The organism is Mameliella sp. CS4, from assembly GCF_019392335.1.
GTDB lineage: Bacteria > Pseudomonadota > Alphaproteobacteria > Rhodobacterales > Rhodobacteraceae > Antarctobacter.
In genome coordinates, this window is the sequence record NZ_JAHXRQ010000002.1 from 283,539 (window position 1) to 298,438 (window position 14,900).

Annotated in this window: 14 protein-coding genes; 6 read left to right on the forward strand and 8 right to left on the reverse strand. The window is 65.9% G+C overall.

Annotated features, from left to right (window positions below; all coding sequences use genetic code 11):
- The first annotated feature begins 31 nt into the window (after positions 1-31).
- Positions 32-1,567 (forward strand): ATP-dependent DNA helicase, encoded by a 1,536-nt coding sequence (locus KZZ07_RS04750; protein WP_219512575.1) that lies wholly within the window; start codon positions 32-34, stop codon positions 1,565-1,567.
- Between the two features lie 308 nt (positions 1,568-1,875).
- On the opposite strand, the gene KZZ07_RS04755 is transcribed toward KZZ07_RS04750, so the two are convergent.
- Positions 1,876-2,895 carry an NADP-dependent oxidoreductase gene (locus KZZ07_RS04755; RefSeq protein WP_219512576.1) on the reverse strand — a complete coding sequence of 340 codons (1,020 nt, stop codon included), beginning with the start codon at positions 2,893-2,895 and terminating at the stop codon, positions 1,876-1,878.
- Between the two features lie 97 nt (positions 2,896-2,992).
- On the opposite strand from KZZ07_RS04755, the gene KZZ07_RS04760 reads away from it, so the two are divergent.
- From KZZ07_RS04760 to KZZ07_RS04780, 5 genes are all read left to right on the forward strand, one after another.
- Positions 2,993-4,627, forward strand: coding sequence for a long-chain-fatty-acid--CoA ligase (locus KZZ07_RS04760; RefSeq protein ID WP_219512577.1), 1,635 nt, complete (start codon positions 2,993-2,995; stop codon positions 4,625-4,627).
- Positions 4,617-5,060: a MaoC family dehydratase gene (locus KZZ07_RS04765; RefSeq protein WP_219512579.1), complete on the forward strand. Its 444-nt coding sequence runs from the start codon at positions 4,617-4,619 to the stop codon at positions 5,058-5,060. The genes KZZ07_RS04760 and KZZ07_RS04765 overlap by 11 nt, the downstream gene beginning before the upstream one ends.
- A gap of 95 nt (positions 5,061-5,155) precedes the next feature.
- Complete coding sequence (locus KZZ07_RS04770) at positions 5,156-6,391, forward strand: acyl-CoA dehydrogenase family protein (RefSeq protein ID WP_219512580.1); 1,236 nt, start codon at positions 5,156-5,158, stop codon at positions 6,389-6,391.
- 50 nt (positions 6,392-6,441) lie between these two features.
- Positions 6,442-7,464, forward strand: a complete 1,023-nt coding sequence (locus KZZ07_RS04775; RefSeq protein WP_219512581.1) for a phosphotransferase family protein — start codon at positions 6,442-6,444, stop codon at positions 7,462-7,464.
- On the forward strand, positions 7,457-7,852 hold the full coding sequence (locus KZZ07_RS04780) for a PaaI family thioesterase (RefSeq protein WP_219512582.1): 396 nt from the start codon (positions 7,457-7,459) through the stop codon (positions 7,850-7,852). Before KZZ07_RS04775 ends, KZZ07_RS04780 begins: the two co-directional genes overlap by 8 nt.
- Positions 7,853-7,876: 24 nt before the next feature.
- On the opposite strand, the gene gph is transcribed toward KZZ07_RS04780, so the two are convergent.
- The 7 genes from gph to mreC form a co-directional block, all read right to left on the reverse strand.
- Positions 7,877-8,521, reverse strand: a complete 645-nt coding sequence (gene gph, locus KZZ07_RS04785) for a phosphoglycolate phosphatase (RefSeq protein WP_219512583.1) — start codon at positions 8,519-8,521, stop codon at positions 7,877-7,879.
- Positions 8,518-9,207: a ribulose-phosphate 3-epimerase gene (rpe, locus tag KZZ07_RS04790; protein ID WP_219512584.1), complete on the reverse strand. Its 690-nt coding sequence runs from the start codon at positions 9,205-9,207 to the stop codon at positions 8,518-8,520. The genes gph and rpe overlap by 4 nt, the downstream gene beginning before the upstream one ends.
- Positions 9,208-9,281: 74 nt before the next feature.
- The gene (locus KZZ07_RS04795; protein WP_219512585.1) at positions 9,282-10,214 is read right to left on the reverse strand and encodes a 2-hydroxyacid dehydrogenase; all 933 of its coding nucleotides are present in this window, start codon (positions 10,212-10,214) and stop codon (positions 9,282-9,284) included.
- A 94-nt stretch (positions 10,215-10,308) separates the two neighbouring features.
- The gene (rodA, locus tag KZZ07_RS04800) at positions 10,309-11,448 is read right to left on the reverse strand and encodes a rod shape-determining protein RodA (protein WP_219512587.1); all 1,140 of its coding nucleotides are present in this window, start codon (positions 11,446-11,448) and stop codon (positions 10,309-10,311) included.
- Positions 11,445-13,388: a penicillin-binding protein 2 gene (gene mrdA, locus KZZ07_RS04805; RefSeq protein WP_219512588.1), complete on the reverse strand. Its 1,944-nt coding sequence runs from the start codon at positions 13,386-13,388 to the stop codon at positions 11,445-11,447. Before mrdA ends, rodA begins: the two co-directional genes overlap by 4 nt.
- Entirely contained in the window at positions 13,385-13,924 is a 540-nt protein-coding gene (locus tag KZZ07_RS04810) for a rod shape-determining protein MreD (RefSeq protein WP_219512589.1), read from the reverse strand. The genes mrdA and KZZ07_RS04810 overlap by 4 nt, the downstream gene beginning before the upstream one ends.
- Positions 13,917-14,837 carry a rod shape-determining protein MreC gene (mreC, locus tag KZZ07_RS04815; protein WP_219512590.1) on the reverse strand — a complete coding sequence of 307 codons (921 nt, stop codon included), beginning with the start codon at positions 14,835-14,837 and terminating at the stop codon, positions 13,917-13,919. The genes KZZ07_RS04810 and mreC overlap by 8 nt, the downstream gene beginning before the upstream one ends.
- Positions 14,838-14,900: the final 63 nt, after the last annotated feature.

Consider the following 14,900-nt stretch of genomic DNA (forward strand, 5'->3'; position numbering starts at 1 on the left):
GCCGCGCTTGGCGCGGGATAGGGTGTGCCGCATGACAGTTCCCGCCCTTGTATTCTCCGACGACCAGGCCGCCGCCTATGACAGCGTGACCGAGCTTTTGCGCGGCGCGGGGGTCGACCTGGACGAAGGCCTGTGCCTGCCCGCGCAGGAAGGCCGCTCGCGCGTCATGGCCCTGATGGGCAAGGCGGGCAGCGGCAAGACATTGCTTCTGGCCGAGTTGGTCAAGGCGCTGGACGCGGTGGGTGTCGAGACCGTATCGGGCGACTACGAAAGCCGCCGCGCGCGCGAAAAGCGGACCCTGGCGGTGCTTGCGCCGACCAACAAGGCGGCCAGCGTGTTGCGGATGCGCGGCGTGCCCGCGACCACCATTCACCGCATCATCTATACCCCGGTCTATGACCCTGAATACGAGCGCGTTGCAGAATGGCTGATGGGCAACGAGGACGAGCGCCCCGAGATCGAGGGCCTGGCCGATATCGCGCTGGACCGGGCACTGGCGGTCTATGAACAGCACAAGTCGATTCCGGCGGCACTTGCGGCGGCGGGATTGCGCGGCAGCGATTTCATCACCGGCTGGAAGCGGCGGGAAGAGCCGCTGGACATCGGATTTGTCGACGAATCCTCGATGCTGGACGAACGGCAGTTCGACGACCTTTGCGAGATCTTTCCCAATCTCGTCCTTTTTGGCGACCCCGCGCAGCTGGCTCCGGTGAACCAGTCTGGCAAGATGGTCTTTGACGGGATGAAGGACAGCCAGAAACGCGAGCTGCACCGCATCCATCGCCAAGAAGCAGACAACCCGATCCTGGACCTCGCTCATGCGCTGGCGGACCCGGCGCTGGGCTTCGAGGATTTCGAGCGCATGGTCGAAGAGGCCGCGCGCAAAGATGATCGGGTGGTCTACGCCAACCGGGTCGAGGTGGACCTGATGGCGCGTTCGCCGGTGCTGGTCTGGCGCAATGCCACGCGAATCCGGTTGATCAATGCCTTTCGTCGCGTGCACGAGGCGCCCGAGGACAGTCTTCTGCCGGGGGAACCGCTGATCTGTGACGGGATTGAGCTGCCCCTCAAGCATCGGCGCAAGCGGCTGGACCTTGAGGCGCGAGGGCTGATCAAGGGCGCGCAGGTGATCTATCTTGGCCCGGGCAAGAAGCCCGGGTTTTCACGGCTGCACGTCGTGGGGGCGATAGAGCCGCAGGTCTCGGCGGCCTCGATCGTGAAGATCGAGAAACCCGAGGAGGAAGAACCCTTCATTCCCTTCGCGGCACGGATGGGGGCCACCTTCCTGCATGGGGCGGCGGTGACGATCCACAAGGCGCAGGGGTCGCAGTGGGAGGAGGTGCAGGTCTTTGCGCCCGACCTTTACGCGGCGGCCAGGGCCGGGCGGAACGAGGCCGGGCAACCGCTGTGGAAACGGCTGGCTTATGTGGCGATCACCCGGGCGCAATCGCGGCTTTACTGGGTTGTTCGCAACAGGTTGTCACGGCCGTCGGGCGCGTTGCGGATCGATGACCTGAGTGCGCCGGCGGCGCCGTTGGAACTGACGGCGGAAGACCCGGCGCTCTGAGGTTGTGGAAATGTTCGGCGTCGCCGGGACGGGACTGTTTGCGGCTTTGCCGCAAAGGCGCCCGCCCGCCGACCCTTTGAAACAGGCTGCGCCTGTTTTTCGCTTCGGGAGTCACCAGCGAACAGGCCTCGCCTGATCCCCTGACCCCTCCCTCGCTTTTTGCGCGCCTGAGCCAGCGCACGGGGCGACGCAAGGGCAAGCCGCGCTTTGCGCGGGCCTGCGGCCCCTTGCATCGCCCCGCGCCCCGGCTCTGATCGGCCTCAAGCGACGGAGGGCTCCGGGGAACAGGCTGAGGGCCGGTCCGCGCGTCAGGCCAGTTGCACGATCTGTTTGCCGGTATTGCCGCCTGTCAGCATCGAGATGAAGGCGGCGGGCGCGTTTTCCAGCCCCTGTGCCACGTCCTCGAGAAAGCTGATCTCTCCGGCGGCGACCCTGGGGGTCATTTCTGCCAAGAACGCCGGGTAGCCGTCCCAGTGATCGAAGATGATGAACCCGTTGACCGAGAGGCGCTTGACCAGGATGGACCGCCAGACCTTTGGCAGCCGATCTTCTGTCCCGTCGGTGCCGCCGTACCAGGCGATGGTGCCGCAGATCGGGATACGGCCATGCGTGTTCATCAGGGGCATGACGGCCTCCAGGACCTTGCCGCCGGTGTTTTCCCAGTAGATGTCGATTCCATCCGGGGCCTCGGCGGCGATGGCCTCGCTGAGGGCGCTGGCGCCGACGCAGGCGCGGTGATCGATGGCGGCGTCGAAGCCGAAGCGTTCCGTCGCCAGCTGGCATTTCTCTGACCCGCCCGCGATGGCGACGGTACGCAGGCCTGCGGCCTTGGCCAGCTGGCCGACCAGTGAGCCGACCGGCCCGGTTGCGGCGGCGACGGCCAGGGTTTCGCCAGACTTGGGACGACCGAATTCCCGCAGGCCCGTCCAGGCGGTGAAGCCCGGCATTCCCAGAACGCCCAGTGCCGTGGTGGGCGGCAGGCGGTCGTCGAGCTTGCGCAGCCCCTGCGCGGGAAGGACCGCGTGGCTGGCCCAGCCGGTCATGCCCGTGACGAGATCGCCTTCGGCAAATGCATCGGCCCGCGAGGCCAGGACACGGCCAACGCCCTGACCCACCATCGTCCCGCCGAGGTCGACCGAGGCGGCATAGCTGCCCGCGTCGTCCATCCGTCCCCGCATGTAGGGATCAAGCGACAGGTGCGTGACCTCGACAAGGACCTCACCGGTGTCAGGTGTCGGCACCGGCGCCTCTTTCAGCGCAAAATCTTCGGGCACCGGGAGGCCGGAGGGGCGGCGGGCGAGGGCGATGCGGCGCATCTGGCTGGACATGGGCACTCCTTGCGTCACTTTCAGGAAAAACGGTTGCGCGGCGGCAATGGTCGCGCGCAGTCTAACCGGACGCAGGCAGACGGCAAGGGAGGGCCAGATGCAAGGCATGATGATGCATATGCCGCTGAGGATCATCGAGATTCTCGACTACGCAGCACAGGCGCACCCCGGAGGTGAGATCGTCTCTGTGCGCACGGAAGGTGATATTCACCGCGAAACCTATGCCGAAGCCTATGCCCGCGCCGGGCAGCTGGCACATGGGCTGGCCGGGCTTGGCGTGGGGCAGGGCGACCGCGTGGCGACACTGGCCTGGAACGGCTACCGCCACTTCGAGCTATATTATGCGATCAGTGGAATGGGGGCGGTCTGTCACACGATCAATCCGCGCCTCTCTGCCGAGCAGATGCTTTACATCATCTCACATGCCTCGGACCGGGTGCTTTGCGTCGATCTGACATTTGTGCCCATCGTCGAGGCGCTGGCCGAGCATTTGCCCGAAGGGCTGAGGTTGGTGGCGATGACGGACCGGGCACATATGCCCGACAGCAAGCTGGACTGGCTGTGTTACGAGGATGTGTTGCAGGGGCAGCCCGAGACCTATGACTGGCCGGTCATGCCAGAGGACAGCGCGGCGGGGCTTTGCTATACCTCGGGCACCACGGGGAATCCCAAGGGCGCGCTTTATTCGCACCGGTCCACGGTGCTGCATGCGCTTTACCTGGCGGTGACGGTGCCTCGGTCGTTGCACGAGGGCGCGCGTATCCTGCCGGTGGTGCCGATGTTCCATGTCAATTCCTGGGGCCTGCCCTATGCGGCGCCGCTGGTCGGGGCCTCGCTGATCATGCCGGGGGCCAAGCTGGACGGTGCCTCTGTCTTTGAGTTGATGGAAGAGGAAAAGGTGACGGCCTCCTGGGGTGTGCCCACCGTCTGGCTGGGTCTACGGGCAGAGGTCGAGAAGCGGGATGCGGTGCCCTCGGCGCTGGACCAGTTGGTGATCGGCGGGTCTGCGGCGCCGCGCGCGATGATCGAGTTCTTCGAGAAACGCGGGGTGGATGTCTGCCACGCCTGGGGCATGACCGAGATGAGCCCGGTGGGCACACATGGGCAATTGTCCAAACCGATGCATGACTTGCCCTTTGAGCAACGGATGGCGTTGAAGGCAAAACAGGGGCGGCGGGTCTTCGGTGTCGAGCTGCGGATCGACGGCGAGGACGGCAAGCCTTTGCCTCATGACGGCAAGTCCTCGGGTGAGTTGCATGTGCGGGGGAACACGATCATTTCCGGCTATTTTGGGGATGAGGCCGCGACGGAAGACGCTTTTGATGCCAACGGCTGGTTCGGCACGGGTGATGTGGCGGTGATCGACGAGCGCGGTTTCCTGGCAATCCAGGATCGGTCCAAGGATCTGATCAAGTCGGGCGGCGAGTGGATCAGCTCCTTGGACCTGGAGAACATTGCGATGGGGCATCCGAAGGTCGCCAGCTGCGCGGTGATCGCGGTGTCGCATCCCAAGTGGGAAGAACGCCCCTTGCTGGTGGTGGTCCCGCGCGAGGCTGGCGATCCGCCGGCCTTGGCCGAAATTCATGACATGATGCTGGAGCACCTGGCGAAATGGCAATTGCCGGACGCGATGGAATGCGTCGAAGACCTGCCGCTGACAGCGACGGGCAAAGTGTCGAAACTGACCCTGCGCAAGCGGTTTGCGGACTACGTGCTGCCCGATGCTGGCTGACGATCTGAGGGACATGGCGCCGCGCGCGAGCGGCTGGGTGACGCTGGACGCGGCACGGGTCAAGCTGTTCGCCGATGCCACGGAGGACTGGCAGTTCATCCACCTGGACGAGGAACGCTCCGCGGCGGAAACGCCCTTTGGCGGGTGTGTCGCGCATGGGTTTCTGACGCTGTCGATGCTGTCCAAGATGTCCTACGAGGTCTTGGAGAGGCTCGAGGGCGTCAGGTCCAGCGTGAACTATGGCTTTGACCGCATCCGGTTCGTTTCGCCGGTGCGGGTGGGGCGCCGGATTCGGGGGCGGTTTATCGTCGCGAGTGTCGACGAGCGCCAGGGCTGTCTGGACGTGCATTGGGACGTGGAAGTCGAGATCGAGGGGGCCGAACGGCCGGCCCTGGCCGCCAACTGGATCACGCGTCTGTACCTGGACGGGTAGCGCCGCCCGCGCGCCGATCGCCGCGGCGCCCACCCACCCGCCCCGTCCGCGCCGATCCACGCGCGGGCGGCGCGGGGCTGTCGAGAGGAGAAGACATGGACCTGGGGATGACGGAGCGGGTGCGCCCGCTGGTGATGCAGGTGCGGCGCATGATCGAGGAAGAGATCGCGCCGCTGGACGCGGAGTTTCACACGCTGGTTGGCACGCATCCCTCGGGCAATCGCTTTGCCCTGGTGCCGCGACAACTGGAGATCCTGGATGGGTTGAAGTCCGAGGCGAAGGCGCGCGGCTTGTGGAATTTCTGGCTGACCGGGTCCGGGCGGGGCTATGGGCTGACGACGGTGGAATATGCCTACCTGGCCGAGGAGATGGGAAAGGTCGGGCTGGCGGCGGAGGTTTTTAACTGCAGCGCACCGGACACCGGCAACATGGAGGTGCTGGAGCGTTACGGCGCGGACTGGATGAAGGACCGCTGGCTGGTGCCGCTGCTGGAAGGGGAGATCCGCTCCGCCTATGTGATGACGGAACCGGAGGTCGCCTCTTCGGATGCGGCGCAGCTGGTCTTCGAGGCGCGGCGGGACGGCGACGATTATGTGCTGAACGGCGAAAAATGGTGGATCAGCGGGGCAGGCGATCCGCGGTGCGGGCTGTATATCCTGATGGCCTGCACCGATCCCGGGGCGGCACGGCACGCCCGGCATACGATGTTTGTCATGGATCCGGAGATGCCCGGGATCGAGGTGCTGCGGCCGATGACCGTTTTTGGCCAGGATGATGCCCCTCATGGGCACATGCATCTGCGGTTCACCGATGTCCGCCTGCCAGCCCGGAATGTCGTGCTGGGTGAGGGCCGCGGGTTCGAGGTGGCGCAGGGGCGGCTGGGTCCGGGACGCATCCATCATTGCATGCGGGCCATCGGCCAGGCGGAAAAGGCCTTGGAAATGATGTGCCGCCGTGGCCTGTCGCGTGAGGCCTTCGGCAAGTCGCTCGCCGAGCTGGGCGCCAATCACGACATCATCGCCAATGCGCGGATGGAGATCGAGATGGCGCGTTTGCTGTGCCTCAAGGCCGCCTGGATGATGGATACGCAGGGGGTGCGCGCGGCGCAGCCCTGGATTTCCAAGATCAAGGTGGTCGCCCCGCTGATGGCCGCCAAGGTGGTGGATGAGGCAATGCAGATGCACGGGGCGGGCGGGATAAGCCAGGATCATGACCTGGCCTCGATGTGGACACATATCCGCACGCTGCGTTTTGCCGACGGGCCGGATGCCGTTCACCGGCGACAGGTGGCGCGGGCGGAATTGCGCAAATATGCCAACGAGACGCTCTGACGGGATCTGTTGCAGGTGAGTATTTGAAGAGAGAAGAAACAGGAGGCGGGATGCAGGCGGCTGAGCTGGCGCGCGTGGCGGACTGGATGGAGACCCATGTGCCGGGATTTCACGGGCCAGTGCGGGCCGAGAAGTTCGACCAGGGCCAGTCGAATCCCACCTTCGCATTGGGGAGTCCTTCTGGCCGCTACGTGTTGCGGCGCAAGCCGTCGGGCCAACTGCTGAAATCCGCCCATGCGGTGGATCGCGAGTTTCGTGTCCAGTCTGCGCTGGCCGGGACGGATGTGCCGGTGCCGAAGATGCTGGCGCTCTGCGAGGACGACGAGGTGCTGGGCACCATGTTTTATGTCATGGAGCATGTTGCGGGCCGCACCCTTGTGGAACCCGATCTGCCCGAGGAAACCCCGGCGGGACGGGCGGCGATCATGGACGAGATGAACCGTGTTCTGGCCGCGATCCATTCCCTGGACCCGGTGCGCCTGGGCCTGTCGGACTATGGAGCACCGGGAAACTACTATGAACGGCAGCTGGCGCGTTGGACGAGGCAGTACCGCGCCTCTGAAACCGAACGGCAGCCCGACATGGAGGCATTGATTGCCTGGCTGGAAAGGGCCTTGCCCGAGGATGATGGGCAGCGGAGCCTCGTGCATGGTGATTTCCGCCTCGATAACCTGCTGTTCGCATCCGAAGGGACGGCGTGCCGGGCGGTGCTGGACTGGGAACTGTCCACGCTGGGCCATCCCCATGCGGACCTTGCGGGGGTGTTGATGCAGTGGCAGCTGCCGCCGGGGCCGGTTGCGCGCGGACTGGCCGGGGTGGACCGTGCCGCGCTGGGCCTGCCATCGGACGAGGACTTTGTCGCCGCCTATTGCGCACGACGGGGCATCGACGGGATCGAGGGGTTGGGTTTTTGTGTCGCCTTTGCCTTTTTCCGCATGGCGGCGATCCTGCAGGGGGTCAGGAAACGTGCCCTTGACGGCACTGCCGCGAACCCGGAAAAGGGTTTGAAACTGGGCGCTTATGTGCCGAAATTTGCATCATTGGGGCTGGAGGCCCGGCACGGATATGGATGAGGCTTTCCGAGAGGCACCCTATGCCTACTCCCGCCACATCGGGATGCAGATGAGCGAATGGCGTGAAGGCTATGCCGCCTTCGACCTGCCGCTGGAAGATTTCCTGATGAACCGCCACGGCAATCCGCACGGGGGTGTCCATGCCTCCTTGCTGGATACGGTCATGGGGTACGCGGGCTGCTGGACCGGCGATCCCGAGCGCAGGCAGCTTTGCCTGACGCTGAGCCTGAACGTGCAGTATCTGTCGCGCCCCAAGGGCGTGTTGCTGAAAGGTGAAGGTTGGAAGACCGGGGGCGGGCGGTCGTCTTTCTTTGCTGAAGCGCAGATTGCCGATGAAACCGGTGAGTTGATTGCCAAGGGCACGGGCGTGTTCAAGTACCGCTCATGACGGTGCGGCGGGGTGAACCACGCCCTACGCCAGGTCCGCCACCAGCGCGGGTAGATTGGCGTGATGCGCGAAACGGGCAGCGTGCGGCAGGTCCCCGACCGGGGTCTTGCGATAGCCCTCGGTGAACAGCAGGAAAGGGATGCCCGCGTTCTGGGCGGTTTCCACGTCCGTTTCGCTGTCGCCCACGTATAACGCGCGAGAGGCGCCCTCCAGCGCGGCGTGCAGCATGGCCGGGTCGGGCTTGCGCGTGGGCAGGCTGTCGCCGCCGATGACGATCTCGAAGAAGGGCGCCAGCCCGGTGTCGCGCAAGGCAGAGAGCGTGGCCTCATACGGTTTGTTGGTACAGAGCGTCAGCCGGTGGCCCGCCGCCTGCAGAGTGGTTAGCGCCTCCTGCGCACCGGGATAGACAGAGGCCGGGTCGCTGGGCGTGTTGACATAGTGATGCATCGTGCGGCGCGTCAGTTCGGCATGATGGTCCTGCGGGGCGCCGATGTGATCCAGCACCCGTTCCAGCAGGATCGGCAAGCCGCGCCCGACAAAGCCCTGGGTCGTGTCACGGTCGATCCCGGGCAAGTCCATTTCCGCCAGTGCCGAGGCAACGCTGCGGTGGATATGCGGCACGCTGTCGATCAGCGTGCCGTCCAGGTCGAAGGCGATGGTCAGGCTCATGCCGCGAGCGTGGTGGCCGCGGTTCGGATCGCGCGAATGTTCTCGCCGTAGGGGGCAGGGTTTTCGACCGAACCGCCGCGGAAGACGGCAGAGCCCGCAACCAGGACGTCGGCGCCCGCATCAACCACAAGCGGAGCGGTGGTCGGATCGACGCCGCCGTCGATCTCGATATGTACCGGGCGGTCGCCGATCATCTGGCGCAGGGTGCGGACCTTGCTGGTCATGTCGATGAACTTCTGACCGCCGAACCCGGGGTTCACGGTCATGACGCAGACCAGGTCGGTCAGGTCCAGCAGGTGTTCGATGGCCTGCGCCGGGGTGCCCGGGTTCAGCGCCACGCCCGCCTTCATGCCGGCGGCGCGGATCGCCTGCAGCGTCCGATGGGTATGCGCCCCGGCCTCGACATGGGCGGTCAGGATGTCGGCGCCCGCTTCGGCATAGGCCTCGATATAGGGATCGACGGGGGCGATCATCAGGTGCACGTCCATGACCGTTTTGACATGCTTGCGGAAGGCTTTGACCGCGGGCGGGCCAAAGGTGAGGTTCGGCACGAAATGGCCGTCCATCACGTCGACATGAATCCAGTCTGCCCCCTGGTCCTCGACGGCGCGGATCTCGCGCCCGAAGTCGGCGAAATCGGCGGACAGGATGGAGGGGGCGATCTTGACGGTGCGGTCGAAGGGCATGGGATTTCCTGAGAGCAAGGCGGTTGGACAGGGATTTGGCCGCTGAATCGCCCGGGGTCAAGCCCGCGACGGGCTCAGTACCCGGCGGCGCGGTCAACCAGGTGCAACAAGGGCTCTCCTGCCTCGCCTCTGCGGATGTTTTCGGCGATCACGCGGGCCGCCGTCCCGGGGCGGGTGGTCGAGGCGATATGCGGGGTGACGGTGACGCGGGGGTGGGCCCAGAACGGATGATCATCGGGCAGCGGTTCGACGCGGAAGACGTCAAGCGTGGCATGGGCAATCTGGCCCGACTCCAGCGCCTCGATCAGCGCGGCATCGTCGATGAGTGGCCCGCGCCCCGGGTTGATGAGGAAGGCGCCGCGCGCGGGCAGGGCCAGCGTCTCGGCGTCGATCAGGTTGTGGGTGGCGGGCGTGTCCGGCAAGAGCAGGATAACGATCTGCGCATCGCTCAGCGCCCGACGCAATCCCTCGTCCCCCGCATGGCAGGTGACACCGGGAAGCTCCTTTTGGGTGCGGCTCCACCCTGTTACCGGGAAACCAAGCGCGGTCAGCGCCTTGGCGCAGGCTTGCCCCAGCGCGCCCATCCCCAGGATCGTGACGGGACGGTCCGCCGACAGGGGCGGCGGTGTCGCGTCCCAGTCGCGGTTCGGGTTCACGATATGCGCGTCCATGCCAAGGTGGTGGCGCAGCGTATGGCCCGTTACCCATTCCACCATGCCCTGGGTGAGACCTTCGTCATCGACCATGCGGGTCAGCGGCACGGTCAGGGTCTCGTTCCCGGTGATGTCCTCGACCCCGGCCCAGAGGTTCAGCACGGCCTTGAGCCGGGTGAAGGGCGTGAAATCCTGTACGTCCGAATTGGGCGCGTAGACGATGTAGTCGACCTCCTCCGGCGGCAAGTCGGTGCCCAGCCTGTAGTCCAGCCCCGTAGCGTCAAGCCCGGCGCGCAGAGGCGCCTCGTAGTCTTCCCATTTCTCGGAGCGGGCGGCGAAGAGGATATTGGTCATGGTCGAAGCTCCGGTCTGCTTTTCGCCCCTTAGACCACGGGCACCGGCAGAGGGAAAGCCGGTGCCTCCGTGTCCGGGCCAGGGCTGGTCCGGCTCATCTCGGGCGGTGAATATGCGCGCTCTGCACGAGGCCAAAGGCCAACATCAGCACCAGCATGGCCGAGCCGCCGTAGCTGACCATCGGCAGTGGTACGCCCACGACCGGCGCCAGCCCCATGACCATCGACATGTTCACGGCGAAGAACAGGAAGAAGGTCAGCCCCACCCCAAGGATCAGAAGCGAGGAGAACCGGTCGCGGTTCTGCAAGGCCGCCACGACGCAGAACAGCAGGATCAGGACGTAGAGTGCCAGCAAGGACACGCCGCCGACAAAGCCGAATTCCTCGGCCAACGTGTTGAAGATGAAGTCGGTGTGCTTTTCAGGCAGGAAGTTCAGCCGTGATTGCGTGCCCTGCATGAAACCGCGCCCCGTCCAGCCGCCCGAACCCATCGCGATCTTGGCCTGGGTGATGTGATAGCCCGCGCCCAGCGGATCCGAGGAGGGGTCAAGGAAGGTGTCGATGCGGCGGAACTGGTAATCGGCCAGCAGTTGCCAATCGGTCCCGCGGCTCTGGAGCACGGCCCAGATGCCGCCGATGCCGGCGCTGATCACGGTGGCGAAGTAAAGCCAGTGCACACCGGCCAGAAACATCATCAGCCCGCCTGCCGTCATCAACAGGATCGCCGTGCCAAGGTCCGGCTGGGTCAGCACAAGGCCGGTGGGCACCAGGATGATGAGTATGGGGACCAGTACCCAGAGCGGACGCGAGGTTCGCGACAGCGGCAGCCAGTCATAGTAGGCGGCCAGCAGCATGACCATCGCGATCTTCATCACCTCGGAGGGCTGCAATCGCATGAAACCCAGGTCGATCCAGCGCTGGGCACCCATGCCGACGGCGCCGAACAACTCGACCATGACCAGTAGGCCCAGCGAGCCGAAATAGGCGACCAGCGCCATGTTGCGCCAGAACCAGATCGGCACCATCGCCACAATGAACATCAGCGCCAGGCCAAGGCCAAAGCGTTTCATCTGGGGTTCCGCCCAGGGGCTGAACGACCCGCCCGCAACCGAGTAGAGCATCAGGAACCCGATGCCCGACACGGCGGTCAGCAACACGATCAGCGGCCAGTTCAGGTGCAGGATCTTGCGCCAGCCGCTGGGGACCGTCTTGACGTTGTATTCAAGATACGTCACGCGCTGTCGCTCCCCTGCGCGCGCCGCTCGGCGCGCTCGCGCGCCAGCCGTTCCTGTTGGGCCTTGATGCGGCGACGGTCCGCAGAGGGATAGGCCTCAAGCGGGGGGTCGCCCTTGTAGAGCGCCTGCAGCGTCACGTCGCGGGCGATCGGCGCCGCCGCCGTGCTGCCGCCGCCGCCGTGTTCGACCACCACCGCGACGGCGATCTGCGGCGCTTCGGCCGGGGCGAAATCCACGAACAGAGCGTGGTCACGCCGTTCCCAGGGCAGGTCGTCGTTCGAAGTGACGCCGCGCGCGCGCTCGGCCGCGGTGATGTTGCGGACCTGGCTGGTGCCCGTTTTTCCGGCCATGCGCATTTCGGCCGCGGCGATGCGGGACCGATAGGCGGTGCCGTGGCGGTGGTTCGACACGGCGAACATGCCGCGGCGGATCTGGCGCAGGTGGTTGGGGTTGATCCCCAGGTCCGCGCCTTCCAAATGCACCGTCTCGACGCCGTCAATGCTTTTGACCAGACGCGGTGTCACCGCCTTGCCGGTGGCGATCCGCGCCGTCATCACCGCCAGTTGCAGCGGCGAGGACAGCACGAAGCCCTGACCGATGGAGGCGTTGACCGAATCCCCGATCACCCATTCCGCGCCGCGGTTGCGCCGTTTCCAGTCCTTGTCCGGGATCAGGCCGCTGGTGACGGCGGACATCGGGATGTCGTGCGACTCGCCCATGCCCAGACGCCGCGCCATGTCGGCGATGCGTTCGATGCCCACCTTCAGCGCCATCTCGTAGAAATAGACGTCGCAGCTTTCGCGCAGGCTCTGTTCCAGGGTCATGTGACCGTGGCCGACGCGTTTCCAGCAGTGGAACTTGCGGCCGCCGACTTCCAGGTAGCCGGGGCACCAGACCGTGTCTTCGGGCGTCATCAGGCCCGCGTCCAACGCCGCCAGGGCCGTGACCATCTTGAAGGTCGAGCCGGGCGGATAGGCGTCCTGTACCGTCTTCGAGGCCAGGGGCCGGTGATCGTTGTCGCGCAGCTCGCCGTAGTCCGCCACGGAAATGCCGCGCACGAACTTGTTGGGATCGTAGGACGGCGCCGAGGCGATGGCCAGCAGGTCGCCCCGGTTGACGTCCATCACCACGACAGAGGCGCTTTCCTGTCCCAGGCGCGCCTGGACGTATTCCTGAAGCGCCGTATCGACGGTCAGTTGCAGGTCGGCGCCAGCCTCGCCCTCGCGCCGGTCCAGCTCGCGCATGACGCGGCCCACGGCATTGACCTCGACGCGTTTGGCACCGGCGTTTCCGCGCAGCTGTTCCTCGTATTTGGCCTCGACCCCGACCTTGCCGATCTGGAACCGGGGGATGCGCAGGACGGGGGGCGGATCCTCATAGCGCTTGAGGTCGCGTTCCGAGACCGGTCCGACATATCCCGCCACATGGGCATAGAGCTCGCGGCTGGGATAAGTGCGGCTGAGGCCCACCTCGGGGGTGACACCGGGCAGGGCAGGGGCATTGACCGCGACCCGGCTGATGTCCTCCCAGCGGACGCGGTCGGCGATGGTGACGGGAAAGAAGGGCGCGGTGCGCTCCATCTCGGCCAGGGCGCGGTTCAGGTCGTCCTCGTCCAGTTCCACCAGCTGGCCCAGGCGCCGGATCACCGTGGTCACGTCGCCCGCGTCCTCGCGCGTCAGGGTGATGCGGTAGGTCTGTTCGTTCTCGGCGATCACCCGGCCCTCGCGGTCGAAAATGCGACCGCGCGCTGGGGGAATCAGGCGGATGTTGATGCGGTTTTCTTCGGCCAGGAGGCGGAATTCATCCGCCTGGTCGACCTGCATGTGGCGCATCCGCAGGGCCAGGACGCCGGCAAAACCCAGTTGCAGCCCGCCCAGGATCAGCCCGCGACGCGTGATGCGGCGGGCGCTGTCGGCGGTTTCGCGTGGGCTTCGTCTCATAGCGGGCGTCCCGTGTGATCGTATTCGCCGGGCGTGCTGCGCCGCACGCCAAGGGCAAGGTAGCTGACCGCCGCCACCAGGGGGTAGACCGCGACCGTCATACCATATTGCATCACCCATAGAGAAAGCATTCCCGGCGTCACGATCAAGAGTGCGAGAGTGACGCGGTAGATCAGGGTAATGACCAGAAGGCTGGTCGCGGCGGTCAACCATTCGGCGGCAAATGTGTTCTCGCGCACGTGGCGGCCCCGCACCTTGAGCCATTCCGAGGTCAGGAGCACCAGCAGCGCCCAAAGACCGGGCGGGCGGTGAAAGAGGAAATCCGCCAGCAACATGACCCCGGCAATGGACAGCATCGGCACGTAGTCGGGCCGTCGCAGCGCCCAGGCAAAGGTCAGCGCGGTCAGGACATCCGGCCCCGCGATGCGCGAGGGCATGATCTGCAGCGGCAGCAGGTGGACGAAAAAGATCGCCAGCGCCAGCGCCACATAGGTGGCCCGCATCGTCCAGAGCCGCGCCGGGCTGTTCTCAGCCATCGCCGGGGGTTCCAGGCGCGGCAGGGGCCGGCGGCGCGCCCGCGTCGGGCAGCGCCTCGGGCAGGATCAGCGAGGACGGTGCCTCGACCCGGCGCGCACCGTGATCGCGCAAGACACGCAGGAATTCCAGCTGCTCGTAGTCGGCGGCCAATCGCACGCGCAGCCGCCCGCCCGGGTCTTGCGCCACCTGGCCGATCAGCAGTCCGGGGGGGAAGACCTCGCCGTCGCCGGTGGTCACGATCCGGTCGCCGGGGCGGACAAGATCCGGGTTTTCCAGAAAGTCGATGGGCGGGGCAGAGGTGTTGTCACCCGCGATGATCGCGCGCTGGCCAGAGGGCTGGATTTCCGCCGGGATGCGCGAGGTCGAATCGGTCAGCAGGATCACGCGGCTGGTATTGGCACCGACGCCGGACACCCGGCCCACGAGGCCGATGCCATCCATCGTCGCCCAACCGTCCACGATGCCATCGCGACCGCCCACGTTGATCAGCACCGACTGCCGGAACGGCGACCCGGAGTCCGCCAGCACCACAGCGGTGATATAGGTCAGCCTCGGGTCCAGCCGCACGTTGTTGAGATCGCGCAGGCGGGCGTTTTCCTGTTCCAGCTGCAATGCCGCCTCTTTCCAGGCGGTCATCTTGCGCAGCTCGCGGCGCAGCTCCTCGTTCTGCTCGTAGAGTTGCTGGTAGCTCTGGAAATCGCGTACCAGCCGGACGGTGGCCGTCACCGGCGCCATGGCCCAGTCCATGCGCGGCACCACGCTGTCCACCACTTGCGCGCGGAACCGTTCCACGCGCGGGCTGTCGATCCGCCACAGCAGGAAGATCCCGAAGAGCACCAGCGCAAGGACGACAAGCAACAGCCGCTTGAGCGGGCCGGTGAAGTCGTCGGATGCATTGCGGTCGCTGGCCAAGTGTCTCTCACGTCAGGTTTGGCGGATGATACAGCGACCCGGCGTTCCGGTACAGCGGGCGCT